The organism is Streptomyces calvus (assembly GCF_006782915.1).
GTDB lineage: Bacteria > Actinomycetota > Actinomycetes > Streptomycetales > Streptomycetaceae > Streptomyces > Streptomyces calvus.
Map to the genome: position 1 here is coordinate 15,938 of NZ_VCNP01000003.1, position 22,365 is coordinate 38,302.

The 22,365-nt window shown below is 71.9% G+C and carries 20 protein-coding genes; 12 read left to right on the plus strand and 8 right to left on the minus strand.

What is annotated here, in order from left to right; genetic code table 11:
• Nucleotides 1-38 precede the first annotated feature (38 nt).
• The 10 genes from pelF to FGW31_RS00235 all read left to right on the plus strand — a co-directional run bounded on the left by pelF (nt 39) and on the right by FGW31_RS00235 (nt 11,758).
• Nucleotides 39-1,559 (plus strand): GT4 family glycosyltransferase PelF, encoded by a 1,521-nt coding sequence (gene pelF / locus FGW31_RS00190; protein ID WP_142191213.1) that lies wholly within the window; start codon nt 39-41, stop codon nt 1,557-1,559.
• Nucleotides 1,556-2,974, plus strand: coding sequence for a hypothetical protein (locus FGW31_RS00195; RefSeq protein ID WP_142191214.1), 1,419 nt, complete (start codon nt 1,556-1,558; stop codon nt 2,972-2,974). The genes pelF and FGW31_RS00195 overlap by 4 nt, the downstream gene beginning before the upstream one ends.
• Before the next feature lie 49 nt (nt 2,975-3,023).
• Entirely contained in the window at nt 3,024-4,025 is a 1,002-nt protein-coding gene (locus tag FGW31_RS00200) for a GDP-mannose 4,6-dehydratase (RefSeq protein ID WP_142191215.1), read from the plus strand.
• Nucleotides 4,026-4,089: 64 nt separating this feature from the next.
• Complete coding sequence (locus FGW31_RS00205; protein ID WP_142191216.1) at nt 4,090-4,803, plus strand: nucleotidyltransferase family protein; 714 nt, start codon at nt 4,090-4,092, stop codon at nt 4,801-4,803.
• 7 nt (nt 4,804-4,810) lie between these two features.
• Nucleotides 4,811-5,707, plus strand: coding sequence for an NAD-dependent epimerase/dehydratase family protein (locus tag FGW31_RS00210; protein WP_142191217.1), 897 nt, complete (start codon nt 4,811-4,813; stop codon nt 5,705-5,707).
• On the plus strand, nt 5,704-6,366 hold the full coding sequence (locus FGW31_RS00215) for a spherulation-specific family 4 protein (protein WP_142191218.1): 663 nt from the start codon (nt 5,704-5,706) through the stop codon (nt 6,364-6,366). Before FGW31_RS00210 ends, FGW31_RS00215 begins: the two co-directional genes overlap by 4 nt.
• Nucleotides 6,363-7,199 (plus strand): endo alpha-1,4 polygalactosaminidase, encoded by an 837-nt coding sequence (locus FGW31_RS00220; protein ID WP_233452280.1) that lies wholly within the window; start codon nt 6,363-6,365, stop codon nt 7,197-7,199. Before FGW31_RS00215 ends, FGW31_RS00220 begins: the two co-directional genes overlap by 4 nt.
• Before the next feature lie 980 nt (nt 7,200-8,179).
• On the plus strand, nt 8,180-8,806 hold the full coding sequence (locus FGW31_RS00225; protein ID WP_142191219.1) for an SRPBCC family protein: 627 nt from the start codon (nt 8,180-8,182) through the stop codon (nt 8,804-8,806).
• 36 nt (nt 8,807-8,842) lie between these two features.
• Entirely contained in the window at nt 8,843-11,155 is a 2,313-nt protein-coding gene (locus tag FGW31_RS00230) for an FdhF/YdeP family oxidoreductase (protein WP_142191220.1), read from the plus strand.
• A 339-nt stretch (nt 11,156-11,494) separates the two neighbouring features.
• Nucleotides 11,495-11,758 carry an HU family DNA-binding protein gene (locus FGW31_RS00235; protein WP_233452282.1) on the plus strand — a complete coding sequence of 88 codons (264 nt, stop codon included), beginning with the start codon at nt 11,495-11,497 and terminating at the stop codon, nt 11,756-11,758.
• A 375-nt stretch (nt 11,759-12,133) separates the two neighbouring features.
• Here FGW31_RS00235 and FGW31_RS00240 read toward each other — a convergent pair whose 3' ends face one another.
• The 4 genes from FGW31_RS00240 to FGW31_RS00255 all read right to left on the minus strand — a co-directional run bounded on the left by FGW31_RS00240 (nt 12,134) and on the right by FGW31_RS00255 (nt 15,575).
• On the minus strand, nt 12,134-13,330 hold the full coding sequence (locus FGW31_RS00240; RefSeq protein ID WP_142191221.1) for an ABC transporter substrate-binding protein: 1,197 nt from the start codon (nt 13,328-13,330) through the stop codon (nt 12,134-12,136).
• Nucleotides 13,331-13,365: 35 nt separating this feature from the next.
• The gene (locus FGW31_RS00245) at nt 13,366-13,674 is read right to left on the minus strand and encodes a hypothetical protein (RefSeq protein WP_233452285.1); all 309 of its coding nucleotides are present in this window, start codon (nt 13,672-13,674) and stop codon (nt 13,366-13,368) included.
• Nucleotides 13,675-14,250: 576 nt separating this feature from the next.
• Nucleotides 14,251-14,475, minus strand: a complete 225-nt coding sequence (locus tag FGW31_RS00250) for a hypothetical protein (RefSeq protein ID WP_142191223.1) — start codon at nt 14,473-14,475, stop codon at nt 14,251-14,253.
• A gap of 92 nt (nt 14,476-14,567) precedes the next feature.
• On the minus strand, nt 14,568-15,575 hold the full coding sequence (locus tag FGW31_RS00255) for a DNA polymerase Y family protein (RefSeq protein WP_142191224.1): 1,008 nt from the start codon (nt 15,573-15,575) through the stop codon (nt 14,568-14,570).
• Between the two features lie 202 nt (nt 15,576-15,777).
• Between FGW31_RS00255 and FGW31_RS35375 the strand changes: the two genes are divergently transcribed.
• On the plus strand, nt 15,778-15,972 hold the full coding sequence (locus FGW31_RS35375) for a hypothetical protein (RefSeq protein ID WP_233452287.1): 195 nt from the start codon (nt 15,778-15,780) through the stop codon (nt 15,970-15,972).
• 175 nt (nt 15,973-16,147) lie between these two features.
• Here the strand turns inward: FGW31_RS35375 and FGW31_RS00265 are convergent, their stop codons facing one another.
• From FGW31_RS00265 to FGW31_RS00280, 4 genes are all read right to left on the minus strand, one after another.
• Nucleotides 16,148-16,975 carry an SDR family oxidoreductase gene (locus FGW31_RS00265; RefSeq protein ID WP_142191225.1) on the minus strand — a complete coding sequence of 276 codons (828 nt, stop codon included), beginning with the start codon at nt 16,973-16,975 and terminating at the stop codon, nt 16,148-16,150.
• Nucleotides 16,972-17,310, minus strand: coding sequence for a hypothetical protein (locus FGW31_RS00270; protein WP_142191226.1), 339 nt, complete (start codon nt 17,308-17,310; stop codon nt 16,972-16,974). The genes FGW31_RS00265 and FGW31_RS00270 overlap by 4 nt, the downstream gene beginning before the upstream one ends.
• Before the next feature lie 65 nt (nt 17,311-17,375).
• Nucleotides 17,376-18,413: an AraC family transcriptional regulator gene (locus FGW31_RS00275; RefSeq protein ID WP_142191264.1), complete on the minus strand. Its 1,038-nt coding sequence runs from the start codon at nt 18,411-18,413 to the stop codon at nt 17,376-17,378.
• 385 nt (nt 18,414-18,798) lie between these two features.
• Nucleotides 18,799-19,296 (minus strand): hypothetical protein, encoded by a 498-nt coding sequence (locus tag FGW31_RS00280; RefSeq protein ID WP_142191227.1) that lies wholly within the window; start codon nt 19,294-19,296, stop codon nt 18,799-18,801.
• A gap of 206 nt (nt 19,297-19,502) precedes the next feature.
• Between FGW31_RS00280 and FGW31_RS00285 the strand changes: the two genes are divergently transcribed.
• Entirely contained in the window at nt 19,503-21,866 is a 2,364-nt protein-coding gene (locus FGW31_RS00285; RefSeq protein WP_142191228.1) for an LAETG motif-containing sortase-dependent surface protein, read from the plus strand.
• Nucleotides 21,867-22,365: the final 499 nt, after the last annotated feature.

Below are 22,365 nucleotides of genomic sequence, written 5' to 3' on the forward strand. Positions count from 1 at the left end.
GCTCGAACCACCCCACACCTCAGTCGTGGAGCACACCGATGCCCTTTCCCCAGGGCGCGCGACACACCGGAGTGACGCGCGTCACCCTGCTCACCGAAGGTACCTACCCGCACAGCCACGGCGGTGTCAGCGTCTGGTGCGACCAACTCGTCCAGGGCATGCCCGACCTCACCTTCGACGTCATCGCCGTCACCGGCACCGGACGTGAGCCGGTCGTGTGGGACCTGCCCGCGCACGTGACGAGCGTGCTGTCCGTCCCCATGTGGGGCGCCCCGCCCGAGGGCCGTCCGCCCCGGGGCCGGGCGCGCAACCAACTCGCCGCCGCCTACGAGCGGTTCCTGACGGCGCTGCTCGACCCGCGCGCCGAGGACGGCTTCGCGCCCGCCCTGTACGCGCTGGCACGGGCAGCGTCGGACGGGACGCTCAGCGCCTTCCTGCGCGGGGACCGGGCCGTCACGCTGCTCACTGCGCTCTGGAACCGCCCCGGTCTCGCCGTCCGCGAGGCCCGGCCGACGCTGCACGACGCGCTCACCGCGACCGCGCTGCTCGAGCACGCCCTGCGCCCGCTGGCCGCCCCGGCGCCGGAGAGCGGGGTCGCGCACGCGGTGAGCGGCGGGGTCGCCGTGCTGCCGGGGCTCGCCGCGCTGGAAGGCCACGGCGTTCCCCTGCTGCTGACGGAGCACGGGGTCTACCTGCGCGAGCGCTACCTCGGTTACCGCACCGCGCCCTACCGGTGGCCGGTGAAGGCGGTGATTCTGGGGTTCTTCCGGCTGCTCGCGCGGGAGAGCTACCTCCGGGCCGCCCTGATCACACCGGGCAACCGCTACAACCGGCTGTGGGAGGAGGAGGGCGGCGCCGACCCGCGGTCGATCCGTACGGTCTACAACGGCGTCGACCCCGCCGCGTTCCCGGCGGCCGGGCCGGAACCCGAGGTGCCCACGCTCAGCTGGGCGGGCCGTGTCGACCCCATCAAGGACCTGGAGACGTTGATCCGCGCCTTCGCCCTCGTCCGGGCCCGCCTCCCGCGGACGCGGCTGCGGTTGTTCGGCGGGACACCGCGCGGTGGAGAGGCCTACCGGGAACGCTGCGAGGCCCTGGCCGCGGAACTCGGGCACGCCGACGCCGTCACCTTCGAAGGCCGCGTCGAGGACATCAGGGACGCGTACGCCGCGGGGAACGTGGTGATGCTCTCCAGCATCAGCGAGGGCTTCCCGTTCACGTTGATCGAGGCCATGTCCTGCGGCCGCGCGACCGTCTCCACCGATGTGGGCGGAGTACGCGAGGCCGTCGGCGACACCGGGCTCGTGGTGCCCCCGCGCGATCCGCAGGCGATGGCCGGCGCCGCGCTGGAGCTGCTGGGCGACGCCGCCCGGCGCAGGGCCATGGGCGAGGCGGCGCGGTTGCGGGTCATCGAGCAGTTCACCCTCCGCCGGACCATCGACACGTTCCGCTCCGTCTACCTGGAACTGGCCCACCCCGAACAGGAGTCGACGGTCGTGCCCACCGCGGTCAGGATCTCCGCACCGGCCGTCAACGGCACCGGAAGCCACGCCCTGTGAGCGGGCCGATATCCCTCGAACCCGGGGGCTCCGAGGAGGACACGCTGGCCATCCGGCTGGCCGGCACCCGCCCACTCCGACGCCGTCCCCGCTGGGCCGTCGACGAGGCCACACTCACCGTCCGGCTCCCCCGCAGCGGCCCCGACGAGCGGGCGGTCAGCGAACTCGCCGCCGAACTCGCCGACCGCATAGGCCCTGCCGTTCACCCCTACGAGGTGGCCGCGCTCCTGGAGGCGGAAGGACTGTCCGCCTCCGTGATCAACGAACGGTACGGTCACCCGAACCTGTTCTCGCTCGCCTCCGCGCTGTACGAGCGCGTACCGCGCACCTTCCCCGAACCCGCTCCGGCTGCCGATCCCTGGCGTCCCGACACCGTGCGCTGTCTGCTGCGCGGCGTGCTGTTCGCCCTGCCGGGGCTCGCCTACCTGCTGGCCGCTCCCCTGTGGGACGCGGGCGGGCACGCCGGCGCCCTCGTCGTGGCCGGGGTCGTCTCCTGGGCATGGGGGCAGGCCCTCGGCCACCGCGCCCACCTGCGGATGGCGACCGGACGCCGGGAGGCGGGCCGTACCCTGCTGGCCGGCGCGCCCGCGGGAGCGGCGGTGGCAACGGCGATCGCCGCGCTGCCCGCGCAGGGCGGACCGGTGACGTGGGTGGCTGCGGCGCAGTCCGCCTACCTGGCCGCCGCCGGTGTGCTGCTGGTGCTGGGCCGGGAGCGGCTGCTGCTGGCCGCGCTCAGTCCGCTGCTCGCGGGGGCCGCCGCGCTGCCCTGGTGGGAGCCCGGGCCCGTGCTCCGGAGCGGTCTGCCCGCGCTGGCGCTGCTCGCCACGCTCGCCGTCACCGCACGGGTCCTGCGCGGCACCCTCTCCGTCCCGGCCGTCACCGGTGCGGGCAGGCCGCGTCTGCTGTGGTCGCTTCCGTACGGCCTTTTCGGTTTGGCCGCCGCGGTGCTGGTGCTGCTTCAGGGGCGGGAGGAGCCGTACGCGGTGATCGTGCTGACGCTCACCATGGGGCCCGCGGAATGGCTGCTGTACCGCTACCGCGGACTGTCGGTCGCCGCGCTGCGCGCCACCGCGACGCCCGCCGGATTCCTGCTGCGCTCGGCCGGCATCCTCGGCCTCTGTCTGCTCGTGTATCTCGCCCCGCTGCTGCCCGCGGCCCTGCTCATCGGTGCCGACCCCGTCGGCCTGCTGCTCCTCGCGGCCGTCCTGTGGACCGCTCTGCTGCTGCAGGCCTTCGGAGCGGCCTGGCCGTCGGCCGGTATCTGCCTGGCCGCGGCCGCCGCGGCCGCGGCCGTCGTGCTCTTCCGGCTGCCGCCGGGCACCGCCCTGGCCCTGCCGCTCAGCTGCGGTGCCGCCGCCCTGTGCCTGTCGGCGTGCGCGCTGCGGCTGCTCGGCCGGCCCTCCCCGCACGCCTGATGTCCGGCCCCTGCCCGCTCACCTCCGAAACACCGAAGGGACAACCCAGTTGACCTCCGCACCGCTCGCCGCCGTCACTGGAGCCGAGGGCTTCATCGGCTCGCACCTCACCGAGGCCCTGGTTGCCTCCGGACACCGTGTGAGGGCCATGGCCCAGTACAACTCCTTCTCCTCGTACGGCTGGCTGGAGACCCTGCACCCCGACGTCCTGGACCAGGTGGAGATCGTCCTCGGCGACGTCCGGGACCCCGGCTCCGTCCGCGGCCTCCTCGAAGGCGCCGACAGCGCCTACCACCTGGCCGCCCTCATCGCGATCCCCTACTCGTACCGGGCCCCGCACAGTTACGTGGACACCAACGTCACCGGCACCCTCAACGTGCTGGAGGCCGTACGGGCCCTGGGCACACCCCGGCTGGTGCACACCTCCACCAGCGAGACGTACGGCACCGCGCAGACCGTGCCCATCACCGAGGACCACCCCATCCACACGCAGTCCCCGTACGCCGCCTCGAAGGCCGGTGGCGACCGGCTCGCCGACAGTTACCACGCCAGCTTCGACACCCCGGTCGTCACGCTGCGCCCCTTCAACACCTTCGGGCCGCGCCAGTCGATGCGGGCGGTCATCCCCACCGTCATCGGCCAGGTGGCCGCCGGCGAACGCACCATCACGCTCGGAGACCTGCGTCCCACCCGGGACTTCACCTTCGTCGAGGACACCGCCCGGGCCTTCCTCGCCGTCGGCACCGCGCCGTCCGAGAAGGTCGTGGGCCGCACCTTCAACGCCGGTACCGGCGGCGAGATTTCGGTCGGCGACCTCGTCGCGCTGATCGGCAAGGTGATGGACACGCCGCTCGACGTGCGCGAGGACGAGGCCCGCATCCGCCCGGCCAACTCCGAGGTGATGCGTCTGGTCGCCGACGCGAGCCGGCTCGCCGCCGCGACCGGCTGGCGGCCCGCCCACACCCTGGAGGAGGGCCTCGCCCACACCGTGGAGTTCTTCCGCGACCCGGCCAACCTCGCCCGTTACAAGACCGGCATCTACAACATCTGACCGCGCGGACCTCGTCCGTCCCGTCCGCGCACGTCACGAAGCGTTCCCGAAGGAGGAGCCCACGATGCACGCAGTGATCCTGGCCGGAGGCAAGGGCGTACGGCTGCGGCCCTACACCACGGCGCTGCCCAAACCGCTCGTCCCCATCGGCGACCAGCACGCGATCCTGGAGATCGTGCTGCGCCAGCTCTCCGCCGCCGGCTTCACCAGCTGCACCATCGCGATCGGCCACCTCGGCGAGATCATCCGCGCCTACGTCGGCGACGGTTCGCAATGGGGCCTGGCCGTCGACTACGCCAGCGAGGAGAGCCCGCTGGGCACCATGGGCCCACTGCTCACCCTGCGCGACCGCCTTCCCGAGACGTTCCTGGTGATGAACGGTGACGTCCTCACCGACCTCGACTACGCCGATGTCCTGGCCCGGCACCGCGCCTCCGGCGCGCCGCTGACCATCGCCACCTACGCCCGCAAGGTGCACATCGACTTCGGGGTGCTGACCACGGACGCCAGCAAGGTCGTGGCGTTCACCGAGAAGCCGAGCATGGACTACCGCGTCTCCATGGGGGTCTACGGCCTGTCCCGCTCCACGCTGGACGGTTACATGCCCGGTCTGCCTCTGGGGTTCGACGAGCTGGTCCTCGATCTGCTGAAGTCGGACAACCAGCCGCACGCCTACGAGTTCGACGGCTACTGGCTGGACATCGGCCGCCCCGACGACTACGACCGGGCCAACGCCGAGTTCACCACCCGCAAGTCGCTTCTGCTCAAGGGAGCCTGAGCACCTCATGCGCATTCTCGTCCTGGGTTTCACCGGCTACCTGGGCGCTCACGTCGCCGAGCGGCTGCGCGCCCTGCCGGGCGCGCTGGTCCTCGGCGGTGGCCGGTCACCGGCCGCCGACCTCGACGTGGACCTGGCCCGCGTCCGCCCGGAGCACCTGGCGAAGGCCCTCGCCGCCGCCGCGCCCGACGCCGTGGTCAACTGCGCGGGCGCGACCGGCGGTGACCCCGTCGCCATGGCCGAGGTCAACACCCGCGGCCCCGCGGTGCTGTGCGCCGCTCTGCGTGAGGCGGCCCCCGCGGCCCGGCTGGTGCACCTGGGCTCGGCCGCCGAGTACGGCCCGGGAGCGCCCGGCACCCGGGTCACGGAGTCGGCGGCCACCCGCCCCGTCGGCTCCTACGGCGCGACCAAGCTCGCGGGCACGGTCGCCGTGACCACCTCGGGACTGGACGCGGTGGTGCTGCGTGTGGGCAATCCGGTGGGCACGGGAGCGCCGCCCACCTCGCTGCCCGGCCGGATCGCCGCCCTGCTGCGCGAGGCCGGGCCCGGCCCGGAGGCGGTGCTGCGGCTGGGGGACCTGTCCGCCCACCGCGACTTCGTCGACGTACGGGACGTGGCACGGGCCGCGGTCCTCGCGGCCACGGCCCCGCACCCATTGCCGCCGGTCCTCAACATCAGCGGGGGCCGGGCCGTCCCGGTGCGCGACCTGGTGCGGGGCCTGACGGCCCTGGCCGGCTTCCGGGGCCGGATCGAGGAGTCCACGGCGAGCAGCCCGGCCCGCTCGGCGCGGGTGTCGTGGCAGTGTTCCGACATCACGGCCGCCGTGGAGGGCCTGGGCTGGCGCCCGGCCCACACCCTCGACGACGCACTGACCGCACTGTGGGAAGGTCGCCGTACGTCATGAACCTGCTGATCCCGCTGTACGTCCACCCGGCCGAGGATCCGGGAGCCTGGCACCGGCTCATCACTGCCGCGTCCCGCACCTACGGAGTCGTCCTCAACCCCGCGAGCGGCCCGGGCGAAGCCCCCGACCCGGCCTTCACCGCCGCGGCCGGCGCCCTGCGGGACGCGGGCGCACGCCTGCTGGGCTACGTCGACACGGACTACGGGGTGCGCGCCGCGGAGGACGTCATCGAGGACCTGCGCCGCCACCGGGAGTGGTACGCGGCGGACGGCTGCTTCCTGGACCGCGTGACCGCGAACGCGGACGGGCTCGCGACCTGCCGCCGCCTCGTGCGGACGCTGCGTAGGCTGGGTGCGGGGACGGTCGTCCTCAATCCCGGAGTCCACCCGGAGCCGGGCTACGCCCGACTCGCCGATCTGACCGTCACGTTCGAGGGCCACTGGTCGACGTACGTCTCCGCGTTCGCCCGTCCGGCCTGGGCCGCTCGCCGGCCACCCGGACGACTCTGCCACCTGGTCTACGGCGTGCCCGACGCCCTCGTCCCCCTCGCCGTGCGCACCGCTCACGAACGCGGAGCTGCGGTCTGCGGCCCGGTGACGGGCGAGCCGCCCAATCCCTGGGCCGAGTTGACACCGGCTCTCAGCGGGGCGGAGCGGTGACACGGGCATGGTCCTGCGCCGCGCTGCTGACCGCGCTGGCGGCCACGGCACTGACGGGCTGCTCCGACAATGAGGAGCGGCCTTCCGGCGGGCACGGCACGACACCGGCGGCACCGCACGCGACGACGACCGGAGCACGCTGGAAGCCCCGCCCGGGCCTCACCTGGCAGTGGCAACTCGATGGCAGGGTGGATCCGTCGGCCGACGTGCCCGTCTACGACATCGACGGCTTCGAGAACTCCGCCGCGGACGTGGCCCGGTTGCACCGTGCGGGCCGGAAGGTCATCTGCTACATAAACGTCGGCGCGTGGGAGGAGTTCCGGCCGGACCGGGAGGCGTTCCCGCGCTCCGTGCTCGGCCGGCCCAACGGCTGGAAGGGCGAACGGTGGCTGGACATCCGTCGGCTGGACGTCCTGCGACCGATCATGGAACGCCGCTTCGACATGTGCCGTGACAAGGGCTTCGACGCGGTGGAACCCGATCTCGTGGAGGGCTACGGCAACGACACCGGTTTCCCGCTGACCGCACGTGACCAGCTCAGGTACAACCGCATGATCGCCGCCATCGCCCACGAGCGAGGGCTGTCGGTGGGACTCAAGAACGACCTTCCTCAGATCCCCCAGCTCGTGGACCACTTCGACTTCGCGGTCAACGAGGAGTGCGCCCAGTACGACGAGTGCGGTGAACTCTCCCCGTTCGTCGAGGCCGGCAAGGCGGTGTTCCACGTGGAGTACACGGAGCCGCGGAGCAGCTTCTGCGCCGAGTCCCGGCGGCTGGGACTGTCGTCCATGGTGAAGGAGCCGGCCCTCGGGGTGTGGCGCAGCCCTTGCTGAACCGAGCCGGTGATCCGCTGGACGCGGTTCCCGGGTTCGGCGGTACCGCCGACCGCAGGAGACGAAAACGGCGTACTGACCGATCAACCCCTCTCGGGGCGATGTCGTTGCGGCCCGGCTGACCGGCACGCTCGATCGGCGGGCCGCCCCGATGTGCTGCGGCGGCCCCGCCCGGGCCGGCCGCACCGGCGCCGCCGCACGACAGCACGTCCGAGGCCGCCGACGTACGCCTTCCTTGACCACCGGTACGCGGTCGGGTGCGACAGAGGCCAGTACAGGAACTGCGTGCCCCGCCTCGCTCCGCCGTACCGGCGCCGGTGGCGACTCGTACGGGGCATCATTCCGACCGGTCGGAGGACGGCCGATCACCGCCGCGACCGGCCGTTTTCCGGCAGTCGGGGGACCGCCGCGGCGTGCCCTCCCGATGTCGCCGTCGCACATGTTGCCGTCGCACATGTCGCCGTCTGCGCACGTGCCGGAATCCGTGTCGGGCGCATCCTCGCCCAGCGCGGCCCGCGCAGCGTCACGGCCATCGGCTCCGCGCCGGGTGTCATCGCCCGCTGATCGCGGACGGCGCGGCACAGTGAGTGGCGGGTGGACGCGCGCGGGATGAAACTGGAGGTGACCGGCGCCCGAGAAGCTTCTGACCGCCGCGGCCACCAGCCGGAACGCGGTGCCCGGCCGCTGCGCCGCACATCCGCAACAAGCTAGACATCCGCATCGCCTGCCTCGCGCCGGACGGGGCCACGGCGACAGGGTCGGGACGCGCGCGACGACTGCCTGAACCGCGCCGTCCGCGGGCCATCCGTGACCGGCCGCGTCAGTCGCCGCGCAGCCCCGTGGCCTGACCGCACGAGGCAGGACACGTACGCCTTCGGGGTGACTCGAAGTGCTCGAAGCGGGAACCGGAAGACAAGCTGACGCACGAAGGGAGACCGGGTGCCCGGACGCCCGGCTCCCTCACCCGAGGAGAGGCCACGATGGCGCACGAAGACGACGCCCGGCAGGCCGTGCCGAACATGCCGGGGACGCGCACGGACGGCGTCGCGCGCCGCCGTCCGCTGCGGGAGCAGCACGTCGAGGAGACGGTGCGGGTCGCGGTGCCGGTACGGACGGCGTACAACCAGTGGACGCAGTTCAAGACCTTTCCGCGTTTCTCGGCCGTGGTGCGCGGCGTGGAGCAGCCCAGGCCCACCGTGACCGTCTGGACCATCGGCTACGGCCCGCTTCGCCACCGCTTCGCGGCCGAGATCGTCGAGCAGGACCCGGACGCCTACCTGGCCTGGCGCGGTCTGGAGCAGTACCCCTCTCACCAGGGCGAGGTCGAGTTCCGGCCGACGGAGTCCGGCGGCACCGCGATCACCGTCCGCATGCTCCTGGAGCCGCAGGGAGGTGCGCGGATCCTCGCCGCCTCGTCCAGGGCGGCCCGCCTGACCGCCCGGCTGACCGCTCGGCTGGTGCGCGGCGAACTCATGCACTTCAAGCGGTTCATCGAGGGACTGGGGCAGGAGAGCGGCGCCTGGCGCGGCACCATCCGCAACGGCCGCGTGCAGTACGAGCACCCGGAACCGCCCAGGAGCCGCGTGGCTCGGTGGCCCGTCGGCTGACCGGCGTGCCGGACACGGCAAGAGAAAGGCGAACCCATGCACAACCCGCCCGGCGAGGAGCCGGAGACCACCCTCTCCGTGACACCGCCGAAGAAGTGGGCGGCCGGCCTCCCGGCGGTCGTGCACGCGCTGGAGTACTCCCTGGAGCAGACCTCCCCGCGCAAGACCGGGGTGGACCTGCTGGCCATGAACCAGGTCGGCGGAATCGACTGCCCCGGCTGCGCGTGGGCGGATCCGGCTCCGGGCCGGCGCCACCGCAACGAGTACTGCGAGAACGGCGCCAAGCACATCAACGACGAAGCCACCACGCGCCGGATCACCGCCGACTTCTTCCGTGAGCACAGCGTCGCCGACCTCGCCGCCCGCTCGGACATGTGGCTCAACCAGCAGGGCCGGCTCACCGAACCGATGATCAAGCGGCCCGGCTCCGAGCACTACGAGCCCATCGGCTGGAACGACGCCCTGGGCGTCCTCGCGCAGGAACTCACAGCGCTGGCCTCACCCGACGAGGCCGTCTTCTACACCTCCGGCCGCGCCAGCAACGAGGCCGCCTTCGTCCTGCAGCTCTTCGCCCGCGCCTTCGGCACCAACAACCTTCCCGACTGCAGCAACATGTGTCACGAGTCGAGCGGCTTCGCCCTGAGCGAGACCCTGGGCACCGGCAAGGGCACCGTCAGCCTCGACGACCTCCACCACGCCGACCTGATCTTCCTGGTCGGACAGAACCCCGGCAGCAACCATCCGCGCCAGCTCTCCGCCTTGGAGGAGGCCAAACGCAACGGCGGCCGGATCGTTGCGGTCAACCCACTGCCGGAGGCCGGGCTGCGGCGTTTCAAGAACCCGCAGAAACCACGCGGGATCGCCGGGCGCGGCACTCAGATCGCCGACCGCTTCCTGCACATCAAACCCGGCGGTGACCTCGCCCTCTTCCAGGGCCTCAACCGTCTGCTCCTGGAGGCGGAGGACGCCCGGCCCGGCACCGTCCTGGACCACGACTTCATCAACGCCCACACCTCCGGCTTCGAGGATTTCGCCCGGCACGCCAGGACCGTCGAGTGGGACGACGTGCGCGCAGCGACCGGACTCACTCTCGAAGAGATCGAGAAGGTCCGCGACGAGGTCCTCGAGAGCGAACGCGTCATCGTCTGCTGGGCCATGGGCATCACTCAGCACAAGCACGGCGTGCCCACCGTCCGGGAGATCGTCAACTTCCTCATGCTGCGCGGCAATCTGGGACGCGCCGGGACCGGTGCCTGTCCGGTGCGCGGCCACAGCAATGTCCAGGGCGACCGCACCATGGGCATCTGGGAGCAGATGCCGGACAGCTTTCTCGACGCCCTGCAGCAGGAGTTCGGCTTCGACCCGCCGCGCCGGCACGGCCTGGACTCGGTGAACTCGATCAAGGCGATGCGTGAGGGCCGCGTCAAGGTCTTCCTCGCCCTGGCCGGCAACTTCGTCCGCGCCGCTCCCGACAGCGAGGTCACCGAGCAGGCGATGCGCTCCTGCCGGCTCACCGCCCACATCTCGACCAAACTCAACCGCTCGCACACCGTCTGCGGTGAGACCGCGCTGATCCTGCCCACCCTCGGCCGCACGGAGCGCGACAGGCAGGCCGACGGCGAACAGTTCGTCACCGTCGAGAACTCCATGAGCGAGGTGCACACCTCCCAGGGCCGCCTGGAGCCCGCGTCCCCGCTGCTGCTCAGCGAAGTAGCCATCCTGTGCCGCCTCGCCCGCCGCACCCTGGACGGCAAGGCGGACATCGCGTGGGACACGTTCGAGGGCGACTACGGCACCATCCGCGACCACATCTCGCGCGTCGTGCCCGGCTTCCACGACTTCAATGCGCGCGTGGCCCGCCCCGGAGGCATCCGGCTGCCCAATCCCGTCAACGAAGGCGTCTTCAACACCAAGGCCGGCAAAGCCCTGTTCACCTGCAACGAGCGGGTCGTTCCGCGGGCGCCCGAGGGTCACCTGCTGCTGCAGACTCTGCGCTCGCACGACCAGTGGAACACCGTCCCCTACACCAACAACGACCGCTATCGAGGCATCCACGGCAGCCGTCACGTCGTACTCGTCAACCCGGCCGACCTCACCGAACTCGGTCTGGCCCGGGGCGACCGCGTCGACCTCGTGAGCGTTTGGGCGGACGGCACCGAGCGGCGGGCCGCGAACTTCGAGGTCGTGCCCTACCCGGCTGCCAAAGGCTCGGCCGCCGCCTACTACCCCGAGACGAACGTCCTCGTACCGCTGGACAGCGTCGCCGACATCAGCAACCAACCCACGTCCAAGGGCATCGTCGTCCGCCTCGAACCCTCCCCCGACCGGGCGCGCCCCACGCCCTCCTGACGAGCGGCACCATTCGGGCGGGGCCCGCGGCAACGCGGGCCCCGCTCCGCAGGTACGGGCAGCGCAGGCACGGGCGGTGCGGCGCAGCAGACCCGGGAGCCAACCGCGTAGCCACGGCGGCGAGCACCACCCGAACGGCAGACCGCAGCGGCGAATCCCTCTCCGTCCGGCTGCCGGCCTTCCTTACGGGTGATTCCGGTGCTTCCGAACTGCGGTGGTCCGGCGGCGGGCCCAGTCTCGCGCGGAGGCGAGCGTCAGGAGATGCGGCCGGAGCAGCCTGCCACGATGGTGGAAGCCTCGACGTATCACTGTCATTGAAGAGGCGAGGGAAGCGTTCACGTGGACAAGTCGCAGCTCACCGAGATGACCGCTCGCCGTGCCGTCGACGGACCGGAGGGCCGGCAGCTCACCGCGGACGACATCGGCCGGATCCTCGACGTGCTCTTCGGCACCGTCGAGCAGGCGGGCACCATCGCCGAGGCGCTCAAGGCCCGGGAGTCCGTCACCCTCGGCAGTTTTGGAAGCTTCGAGGCCGCTGACGGCGTGGCCACGTTCCGGCCGGGCGTGGCCCTCACCGAGTACCTGCAGGAGCAGACCCGGTGACCACCTGTGTGGATACGGTCACCGTCGCGCAGCGTCCACTCTCGACGAAAGCCGTCCGAGGAAGGGCCTTGGGTCGCTGCTGCAGGCAGTGACGTTCCTGTCGTGTCTCGCGGCGGCGCCTTGGGCCATCGAGCCGGTCGGGGCAGCGCTCGATGGTGCGGCAGCGGGTCTGTCGGCCGAAACGTGGCCTGCGGCCTCAGGGTCCACGGCTCAGCCGGTGGTGAGCTGCCGCCGCGCATCGAGCCGGATGTTCGGCGGGCGGTCACGCCGGCCGGTCCCCGCCCGGTTGGCGGGGACTGCGCCGAGGCGTCCCACCGGCGGCGCCGTACAGGGGGTGCACCGGAAGGCGCGTGCGGCGGATGGGCCGGGCGGACGTCAGCGTGCCGGCGTCAGCTCCCCGGTGAGCGGGACCTGTGGATGTGCGCGATTGCTGACGACAGCGAGCCGGGGGCCCTCCGCACCTTGGTGCCACTGCCCGCCGACCAGGGGCAGCAGGGCGATGTTGGGCGTCGGTCCCCGGCTCCAGTCGAGGTGTCCGGCGATGGTGTCGAGACGGGTTTCCGCGAGGGCCTCTGCGACGGAGGTCCGGTCGGTGGGGTCGCCCGCAGTGGCGAGAGCGTGGTGCGCCGTCTCCAAGAGGGCGTGGGCCAGGCCGAGGGGCTGGAGCCATGCCGCGCCGGTGTCCTGCTGGTAGGCGTGGGCGAGTTCGGTGCACGTGGTGCCGTCCAGGCTGGAGCGGTACGGGTGGCCGGGGCTCCAGTAGACCAGGGTGGCGATGCCCGCGTCGGCGAGTTCACCGTGGATGTCGGGGGCAGGGGTGGTGTGGGTGTGCGGGTAGGTCAGCCAGCGCGAGCAGGTGATCAGCCGCGGGCGCAGCCCGGCCTCACGGGCCTGGCGGTGGAAGAGGGCGAGATCGGTGGCGGTGGCGGCGCTGGTGACGAGGTCGGTGCCGTGCTCCCGCAGGCGGCCGACCTGCGCGTGGAAGCTGTCGGAGGGTTCCCGGTAGGCGCCCAGGTCGACCAGGGCGTGCCCGCGCAGGAGCGTCACCGGGGCAAAGCCGTACCGGTCGTGACGGAGCAGGGCGCCCTGCAGGTCGTCGTTCCAGAGGCACCCGACGGCACCCCGCCCCTCGACGCGCTCCCACAGGTCGGCGAAGACGGCCGCGATGTCGTCCAGTCCCCACGCGAAGTGGTACGTCCACCGGAATCGGCCCCCGAGCCCGGCACCGCGTGTGTGGACGTAGGCCTGCCAGGGGAACGTCGTCGACACACAGGGCACCCCGGCCTCCTCGCAGGCGTCCGTGACGGCGGGCAGGACGCGGGTGCCGGCCATGGTGAGCACAACGTGCGCGCCGTCGACGTCGGCCAGATCGCGCACGGCCTGCCGGGCCACGGCAGGATCCGAACGGCTGTCGCGCACGGCAACGGTCACGTCGTGGCGGCGGCCGCCGTTGCGGACGTGCGCGAGCCGGGGTGCGAGTCTGCGCAGCACGTAGGACAGCGGAGCCCCGAGAGGGGCCAGTCGCCCCGTCAAGGGCGCTACTACACCCACACACAGGGAAGTCGACGACATCGTGGCCCCTCTCCTTGCTCAAACGGTGTGGCTACTCAGTGACCGGAGCGGTCCACGGTGACGCAGGTGGTCTTGCTGAACACGGCCACCGTCTCGTTGCCGCAGTTGTTGCTGTGCCCCGAGGCATTGCGGGCGAAGAGCAGGTTGGACAGGACGCCGCCGCTGGGGCCCGCCTGGTCGCCGCCTCCCTTGCCGTCGTCCTCGGCCACACAGGTGCGCTCCTTGAAGAGCGCCACCTTGCCGGTGCCGCAGAGGTTGGCATGACCGGAGGAGTTGCGGCCGGAGAGGTTGGACAGCACACCGCCCGCCCCTGCGTCACCGTCACCGGCATGGGCCGTAGCCATGCCCGCGGGAAGAGCCATGAGCATCCCCACGATCGAGGTCACTACCGCCATGCGCCGCGTGCCGTACATCAGTGTCGGTTTCCTTCCGTTGGACCGTGAACCGGCCGTCCTGGCCGGAGCGCTATGACTAACGACCCATCCGACGATCGACACGGCCCGGGAGGGGTGAATGATCTGCAAGGCTGTTGATCAGGTCCTCCGAAGGGATACCGAAGACGCGGGCATTGACACATCAGGGAAGAGGTCGATCCCTTGGCTCGACGCGTTGAGCGGGTAGTGGACGGCTGCCGGTAGGTGGGCCGGCCTCGGCGCATGCCTCGATCTGGTGGCGGTGGGCGGCCGTGGCGAGATCCGCCCGGGTCGGGAAAGTGGCGATGGATGGTGGCCATCCCACTCCCGCTCGGGCCGCGATCTGGCGGATGGGGGCGTCGGCGCCGGAGGTGACCACCACGTCGGCGGCGGCAGCGCACACCGTTTGCCGGTTGCGTTGCGCGCGCTTGCCTTGCGGTGGTCGGCGACGGTGTCCGGGCAGGAGGCCGCCACGGTGTGACGCCACCCGGACCGGGCCGGGGTGCGTCAGCCGGAGGTGTCGGCGGTTCCGGAGTCCGGGCGGTTGCCTGCGCCGAGTACGCGGCGGGCGGCCGAGGGCCTGGCACCAGAGGTTCCGAGTACTCCCCTGGCCCGCAGTTCAGCCAGGTCGGGCAGTCGGACGCCGGGGAGGTCGTGCTGCAGGTCGGCCTGGGCCGCGCCGATGGGCGCGGAGCTGTCGGGGCCGGAGCCGAGTACGCGGCGGGCGGTCACGTGATCATCGTACGGGCACTGCTGTCCCGCCGTGCCCGGCACGCGGAAGCAGTGGTTGCTGCACCGGCGGGGCGCGCGGTTGTCGGGCCGGTTCAGGACACGCGGCGGGTGGCGGCGGGGCCGATCACGCCGGGGCCGAACTTGTCGCGGATGCGGTCCATGGCCGCTTCGGTGACCAGGCGGGCCTCGCGGGCGGAATCCAGACTGATCTGCTGGGCGACCTGGTCGGCGTCGACGAGGTCCTCGCCCTTGAGAGCGATGCCGGTGAGGCGGCCGCGCTGCAGGCCGGCGGCGTCCATCAGCTGGTAGGCGAGGGTGCGGAGGTCCTCGTCGTGTGCGGACGGCTCGGTGAGGCGGCGGGTCTTCTCCCAGGTGGTCCCGCCCGCGAAGCGCAGGGTGAGGGTCAGCGCGCGGGCTGCCTGGCCGCGGCGGCGCAGGAGTCGCCCGAGTTTCACGACCAGGTCGAGGAGGGCGGCGCGGACGGTGGCGCCGTCCAGGGTGTGCTGGTCGAAGCCGCGGCGCACGGCCGCGGAGGAGGGCAGTGCGCGGGGGACGACGGGGCGGGGGTCGATGCCGCGGGCCCGGTCGCTGGCGGCGCGGCCGGCGGTGCCGCCGAGCAGGCGCTGCACCGTCGCCGGTGCGACGGCGGCGAGCAGGCCGACGGTGTGGATGCCGTACTGGTGCAGTGCGTCGGCCTGGCGCGGGCCGATGCCGTGCAGTGCCTGGACGGGCAGTGGCGCGAGCCAGTCGGCGGCCTGGCCGGAGGGGACGGCGAGGACGCCTCCCGGTTCGGGGACCTGGGCGGAGGCGGTGGCCGCCACGGTGACGGTCGGGCCGATGCCGACGCGGAGGTCGACGCCGAGGCGGGAGATCGTGCGCACGCGGAGCATCTCGCCCAGCCGTCGGGTGTCGGGGCCGTGGTAGCGCAGGGCGCCTTTCAGTTCCACCAGCGCGGCCGACGGCGGCAGGGCCTGCACCACGGGTGACAGGTCCGCCAGCTGCTCGAGGACCTGGCGGTAGGTCTCCTCCGGCAGGCGGGCCGGGCAGCGCACATGCATCACCGTCGGCACCTCCCGCGCCGGCTCCGGCCCTGCGGTCATCACTGCCACCTCCCACCCTCACTATATCGAACGCAAAATCGAACACGCGAGGAACGGCTCATCGACCCCGACACCTACGGCCGACAACCTCGCGGCCGCCCGCCGCCAGGGCCGTACGGTCCTGGAGACCGTCCCCGGCGCGCTCGGCAAGGAGCCCCTCGTCCGCGACGAGGACGTCCAGGTCCTCCACGGTTTCCGGGCCGTGGCCGACGCGCGGGCGCACCTGGCCGGCGAGTTGTTCACCCGCGACGTCGTCGGCGGCCTGTCCCCGCTGCTGAAGGCCGCCCACGACGTGCGCGTCCACGACACCGTCCGTGGTCGAGGTCCTGCACGAGTCACGGGGCTGCTGCACGCATACGGCCGTGCCCGCGCCTTCGCGGTGGCGTCGGCCACCTGAGATCCCCGTTCGTGGAAGACCCCGGGCCGACCGACCGCCGCTGTCACCGAGCTCACGATCAGCTCGCCGCTCCCGCACAGGCGGAAACAGCGCGACGCGTGCCCGGGGCCCGCGCAGAACTGCGGGGTCCCGGGGCGCGACGCGGCTGCCCCACCTGTGGCTCGGCGACGCGCTCTCAGCCGTCCCGTCGCGCTTCCGCCAGCATCCTGCGCTGTACGCGTCTGCCTTTGGCGACCATCAGGGGCAGAGCGCGCAGGCCGAGGGCCGGGAGGGCGCCGGCCAGGCGGGCCTGGAGGCCACGCCGGCCGGGCACCGCGGTGACCGGACGGGGACGGTCGAGTACCTTGCGTACCGCCGCCACGACGTCGGCCGGCCGGAGGAGCCGGCCCGAGAAGGAGAGCGCCGACGCGGGGTCGTCGAGCTTGTCGTGAAGCATCGGCGTCCAGATCCCGTCCGGACAGACGCAGGAGATGTCGATGTCCTTCGTCCCGGCCAGGCGCAGGTCTGCCAGGGTGCTGACGCTGAACCCGATCGCCGCGTGCTTGGACGCGGCGTACACGGCCTCACCCGGGACCGCGGTCAGCCCCGCGAGGGAAACGATGTTGACGATGTGTCCGCCCGTGCCGCGCATCGCCTCGATCGCGGCGACCGTGCCGTTGATCGTGCCCAGCGTGTTGACCTCCAGCATCAGCCGCCGCGCGGCCGGCGACTGATCCCAGGCAGGACCGGTCAGGAGCACGCCGGCGTTGTTCACCCACACGCCGAGACCTCCGGTCTCCGCCACGGCACGGTCCCGGACAGCGGCGACCGCCTCCTCGTCGCGTACGTCCAGGGCCGCCCACAGGACGTCGGGTCCGAGCTCTTCGGCCGTGGCGCGGGCCGCCGCCGCGTCGATGTCCGTGACCAGCACGCGGTGTCCGCGTTCGGCGAGCAGCGCCGCGATCAGGCGCCCGAGCCCGCGGCCGGCTCCGGTGACGACCGCGCCTTCGAGGGATCCGCTCACCGTCGCCCACCCCTGATCTCGCCGTATGCGATGCCGCCGTGCGCGTAGGTGGGTACCACCGGCCAGAACCGTTTCCACGGGGCGGTTTCCGTGGAAGGCAGGGTCTGGAGCCCGTGCGGGTCTCTCCGGCAGGGCTCGGCGAGCGTCCTCTCCTTGACCACCGCGTGGACCTGTCCCCGCGCCGTGGAGCGCGCCTTGTACGCAGCCGCGGCGCGCCGCACCGCCGTCAGCCGCTCACCGCGCGGCCACACGTCGTGGACGTCGTCGAACTCGGGGATCGGACGGGCGCCGATCGCTGCGGGATCCGGGCCGGATCGATGTGCCTGCTGCACCATGGGGTCCTTTCCTGCCGGGGCGTTCGCCCCCTCAGAGTGCAGCCGAGTCCTCTCCGGGACTTGTTTCAGCGCGACACATCGGGTCCACCGGTGCCGCCACCCCGCCGCGCCGCTCGGCGCAGCTCGCGGGCACTGGCACCGAACCAGCGCCGTACGGCGTGGCTCAGCGTGGACTGCTCGGTGAAGCCGACGAGTGCTGTCACCGCTCCCAGCGGGAGGTCGGTCGTGGTGATGTACCGGTGCGCCGCCTCACGCCGTACCTCGTCGAGGACCGCCTCGAACGAGGTGCCCTCGGCGGCCAGCTGCCGCTGGAGCGTCCGAGGGTGTACGGCCAGCAGCCGTGCGACACGCGTGATCACCGGCCGGCCGGTGCCCAGGTTCCCGGCGACGGCACGCCGGACGTGTGTCGACACCTTGCGCGCGGGGTCCGGGTAGCGGCCCGCGAGGTGCTGGACGGCCAGGTGCCGGATCGTGTCGTCGGCGGTGCCGAACTGCATGTCGAGGAGCCGTCGCTCGACCCGGAGAGCGGCGGCCGGCCGGCCGAACTTCACGTCCGCGCCGAAGAAACCGGTGTAGCGGCGGATCGGGGAGAGGGGCTGGTGCGCGATCTCGACGGACCGCAGCCCCGCCGTGTCGCCGGTCAGCGCGACCACGATGCGGTGGAAGAGTCCGAGTCCGAGCTCCATCGCCTGGGGCGAGTACGGGGACTCGTGCAGGTCCTTCCGATAGGTCAGGGCGACCACCTCGCGGCGCCCCCAGGGGTCGGCCTCGACGCCGATGCTGAGTGCGGGACTGTGGACGAACATGAACCTCGACGCGAGGGTCAGTGCCTCGGAGACCGTCGACGACGATTCGACGGCCACCGCCAGCGGACCGAGGATCGTCAGGTCCTGTGCCTCTGCCAGGCGCAGGCCGAGATCGGGGCAGCCGAGTTCGGCCGCCGCACCGTCGAGCAGGAGGTCATTGACGGTAATCGGGATGAGGGCCTCGTCCGACTCCAGTACGGACGGCGCGACCCCGAACCGGGCGAGCAGCCGGTCCGCGTCGCCCCCGAGCTGCTCGACAAGAGGAACGAAACCGCGCAGGCCGGCGGCGCGGATCATCGGGGTCACGGAAGAAGGCTACCGAGCCACCCCGGGCCGGCTTCCGGTCGGATTCTGGGCGACGCGGCGGGCCCGTCACCGGCCGGACACATGATCCGCGCGGCGCGACACACGGTGTGCCGCATCCGCGCGGCGCGACACACGGCGTGCCGGGCGGCATCGGCCAGGCAGCGTCGGCCGGGATGAGTGGTCGCAGCGCTGCGACGGCTCGGGGCGGCTGTCTTCGGACTTCGCTCGTGAAGGTGCCTCAACGCGATCTGCCGGGCCTGGCCGATGCAGCGGACCCGATCCGGGCAGTGCCGGCCGCAGAGGCTGTCGACGGCGACCACGCCGGAACGTCACCGCCGGTCATGCCGGTGAGCCGGCCCGCAAACGGGCCCTCCGGTCACCGGTCCCGGGGCCGGTAGCGGTCGAGGGTGTCGCGGAGGTGGTGTCCGGGGCCGCGCAGGAACAGGGCGTCCAGTTCGTTGACGGGGACGGTGAGGGGGCGGCCGTCCTCGTCGGGGTCGTCGTCGGCCGGCGGGTACGCGTCGGCGCGGGCGAAGGGGATGGTGACGTAAGGCTCATCGTTGCCGAGGCCCTGGGGATCGGGTTCGGGCTGGCACTGCCACTGCGCTCCGTGGTGGCGGACGTGGACCTCGCCGAGGTACCAGGCGGCGACGCCGACGAGCTCGGTGCCATGTGCCGCGGTGATGTCCTCGTAGGAGGTGAACCGGCGGCGCAGCAGGTCCTCGAGGCGGTCGAGGGATTCGATGCTGAAATCCCATCCGCCCCGGTCGAACGGGGAGCACGTTTCGAATGCGGCGGCTTGTGCGGCGGTCCACGCGTTCAGCCGTGGGTTGTCCGCCCACTCCTTCTCGTTCATGCGCTGCTGTTCCTCCATGCGGGTGACCCTAGCGCGGTACCGGATCCGGCTTGTAATGGCCGTGTGTACATGCCGAGATGACGCGCGACACTCGGCTTTTCCCTTGTGAGTGGCGGAAGTTGAGCCCCTATGGTGGTGCACTCTGTGTGCCGCCCATGACTACGGGGGCCCTGGCGGCGCACGGGACCCGACCCCAGTGGGCCCTTGGGGAAGACCTGCTTCACGTGAAGTATCAGACAAGAACCGGCCGGCTGCGCGTCCTGACCAGGAGCACCGTCGCGTTCGTGTGCACCGTTGTCCTCGCCACCGGGGCGCTGCCCGCGCTGAACGGCACTGCCGTGGCGAAGGAGAAGCCGCTGTCACCGGGCAAGCGGTGCGACGAGCTGTACGGGCTGAGGGACGTGCGCCCCGGCCGTCTCCCGAGCGGTGACAGCAGCCGTCCGAAGTCGCAGTGGGACGAGTTCGACTACACCAACCCCGGCAAGCAGTACGACGGTCTGGAGCTGCCCGCCGACCCGGCCGAACGCGCCGCGTTCCTGAAGAAGGTCGGCACCGACCCCGAGGCCTACGGCAAGGGCGACCCGCGGCGCGTGTACGCGTACTACGCCAAGGAGATCGCCAAGCCGGGCAGCAAGTGGAAGACGGACTGGGAGGGCTGGCGGGACGGCAAGTACATTCCGCAGTCCGGCCACGACCCGCGGGGCAAGGCGTTCGAGGCGAAGGTCGTCAAGGACTTCGGCCTGGTGGGACCCGACTGGATCTGCCAGAAGGAGATCAAGGTCCGGGACCCGCAGACCGGCAAGGTCCACCGCCGGATCCTGGACGCGATCAACAAGAAGACCCGCGAAATCGTGGAGATCAAGTCCAACAACAAGCCGGAGGAAAGCCAGAAGCCCAAGGACCTGGCCCTGTCCAGGAACAAGAACTGGCAGAAGTCCGGCTACCGGATACGGTTCGTCTTCGCCGAGGAACGCGGCGGCAACGGCCAGAAGTTCTTCAACGAGATGCGCCAGAACCTGGGCAAGGACACCCTCGGCCGCGAACGGGTCACGATCCACGAGCACCGCTCCAACGCCATCGAGAAGGCGCCGGCGCAGGCCAACAACAGCCCTCACCGGTACAACGCCCCCTACATGAACGCCGATCCGTCGAAGAACAACGGGTCCCGTGGCGGCGCGGTGGACCAGATCAAGCAGTCCAAGCCGACCCCGAAGGACATGGCCGACTTCCTCAACCGGCGTGAACAGGCGTCCGGCGGCCGCTTCCCCAAGGGGCCGGGAGGCATCGACTTCACCTCGCTGGACCTGAAGTACGTCGGAAAGCCCGTCAAGGGTGAGGGTCTGGACTACGCGTTCTCCGCGAAGAAGGCCCCGGGCGAGTCCGGCGGCTGGGGCGGCAAGGAGAAGGCGCAGATGATCTCCGACGCCTTCTTCACCTGGCTGGCCCTCACCCCGGACAAGTTCTGGGTGAACCTCAACCCGGACACCCCCGGCACGATCATGGACGACAAGTTCGCCTCGACCGACGCCGGCCGCGTCCTGCTGGAAGCCGACCTGCGGCTCAAGCACGACTTCTACAAGGCGCTGGACCCCAAGACCGATGTCGGCAAGGCCGCCTGGAACGGCCTCGCCAAGGTCAACGGCTGGCCGTGCCTGCACTCCGGACGCAACTGGATCGAGCCGAAGACCGCGAAGGTGCGTGAGCAGGACGGCGGAATCTACATCCTCGACGCGCCCCTCAAGCTCCAGTCCGAGTACGCCGAGGTCAACACCCCCGGCCCGGGCGGCGGGGAGTCCTGCCAGGACCAGCTGAGCAAGGAGGAGATCGAGCACAACGAACGCGTGCTCAGGAGCACCGTCGTCCCCGAGGTCGAGAACTGGATCAACACCAGGCCCGAGTACGCCGACCTGCGCCGCGTCTACACCGCCCGCGTCGCCGCGGAATGGATCCGGCAGCAGGACGCCCGGCAGCCCACCGACTACCGCAAGATCATCAACAGCAACAACGTCAAGCGGTGGCCGCTGCGCGCACCCCACCAGGACTGGAAGAAGACCGACGTCTTCAACAGGTACGTCAAGATCTTCAAGGAAGGCGAGTTCACGTACGAGCTGACCAAGGGCGAAGAGGTCTGGGTCATCACCGTCGGCGGAGTCGACTTCTCCAAGCAGCCCAAGCGCAACATCTCGCGTGCGCAGTTCCGTGCGGAGAACCCCTACGCACCGCGCACGAAGGACACGGCGGTCAAGGCCGCGACCGACGACGCCGACCACGACGGCATGCTCATGCTCGGCGGGAACAGCGCGGGCAAGAGCGACGACGACGGCGACACGCCCACGCCCACTCCGACGCCCACCCCGACGCCGACCGGCGGGGACGAGCCGACACCGACCGACACCCCGTCAACGCCGGCACCCAGCCCCTCCCAGACCGGCGGCGCCAACAAGCCCCCCGCCGACCCTGACGGCGACCTCGCCGACACCGGATCCAGCACGCCCGTCGGCCTGATCGCCGGCATCGCCGCCGCAGCGCTCGCCGCCGGCGCAGCCATGGTGTGGTGGATGCGACGGCGACGCACCGGCAGCAACTAGCCCGATCCCGCGCTCACGACAGCGCGTGAGCAACCGACGGCCCCGCGCCCCCACCACCGGGGGTGCGGGGCCGTGCGGCCGCTGCCGCCGCGCGGCGGCTGCCTTCCCGGCACCTACGCGGCGTCTTCCTTCCCGACCTCGCCCGGCTCCCCCGTCGGCCGGGTCAGCCCGTCATCCGGGATCGCACGCCGGCCGGGCTCGGTCTGGTCCAGCTCCCAGTGATGCCGGCACTCCTCACACCGCGGTCCGTCCACGACGGCGTCCTCCCCGTTCGGGCAGTCCGCGCCGTCCCCGCGTCCCGCACACGCTTCACCGGTATGCCCCATGCGTTCGACCGTGCGCCGCACCGGACCACGTCGGGGAGAGGGCCCGCGGGGCGCACAGGCGCTCGTTCCCGGCACCGCACCCCAGCAGCCGCCACCAGCCCCGCCTCTTCACCGGACCGGCGCTTTCCGGCCTGATGCCGACCGAATGTCCTGAGTGCATTGACACGCACCCC

Excerpts from the sequence above, each read along its gene's own strand:
- FGW31_RS00225 (WP_142191219.1), top strand. The coding sequence starts at position 8,180 with ATGGCGCACGAAGACGACGCCCGGCAGGCCGTGCCGAACATGCCGGGG.
- FGW31_RS00280 (WP_142191227.1), bottom strand. The coding sequence starts at position 19,296 with ATGGAGGAACAGCAGCGCATGAACGAGAAGGAGTGGGCGGACAACCCA.
- FGW31_RS00205 (WP_142191216.1), top strand. The coding sequence starts at position 4,090 with ATGCACGCAGTGATCCTGGCCGGAGGCAAGGGCGTACGGCTGCGGCCC.
- pelF (WP_142191213.1), top strand. The coding sequence starts at position 39 with ATGCCCTTTCCCCAGGGCGCGCGACACACCGGAGTGACGCGCGTCACC.
- FGW31_RS00240 (WP_142191221.1), bottom strand. The coding sequence starts at position 13,330 with ATGTCGTCGACTTCCCTGTGTGTGGGTGTAGTAGCGCCCTTGACGGGG.
- FGW31_RS00245 (WP_233452285.1), bottom strand. The coding sequence starts at position 13,674 with ATGGCTACGGCCCATGCCGGTGACGGTGACGCAGGGGCGGGCGGTGTG.
- FGW31_RS00270 (WP_142191226.1), bottom strand. The coding sequence starts at position 17,310 with ATGGTGCAGCAGGCACATCGATCCGGCCCGGATCCCGCAGCGATCGGC.
- FGW31_RS00255 (WP_142191224.1), bottom strand. The coding sequence starts at position 15,575 with ATGACCGCAGGGCCGGAGCCGGCGCGGGAGGTGCCGACGGTGATGCAT.
- FGW31_RS00215 (WP_142191218.1), top strand. The coding sequence starts at position 5,704 with ATGAACCTGCTGATCCCGCTGTACGTCCACCCGGCCGAGGATCCGGGA.
- FGW31_RS00230 (WP_142191220.1), top strand. The coding sequence starts at position 8,843 with ATGCACAACCCGCCCGGCGAGGAGCCGGAGACCACCCTCTCCGTGACA.
- FGW31_RS00275 (WP_142191264.1), bottom strand. The coding sequence starts at position 18,413 with ATGATCCGCGCCGCCGGCCTGCGCGGTTTCGTTCCTCTTGTCGAGCAG.
- FGW31_RS00210 (WP_142191217.1), top strand. The coding sequence starts at position 4,811 with ATGCGCATTCTCGTCCTGGGTTTCACCGGCTACCTGGGCGCTCACGTC.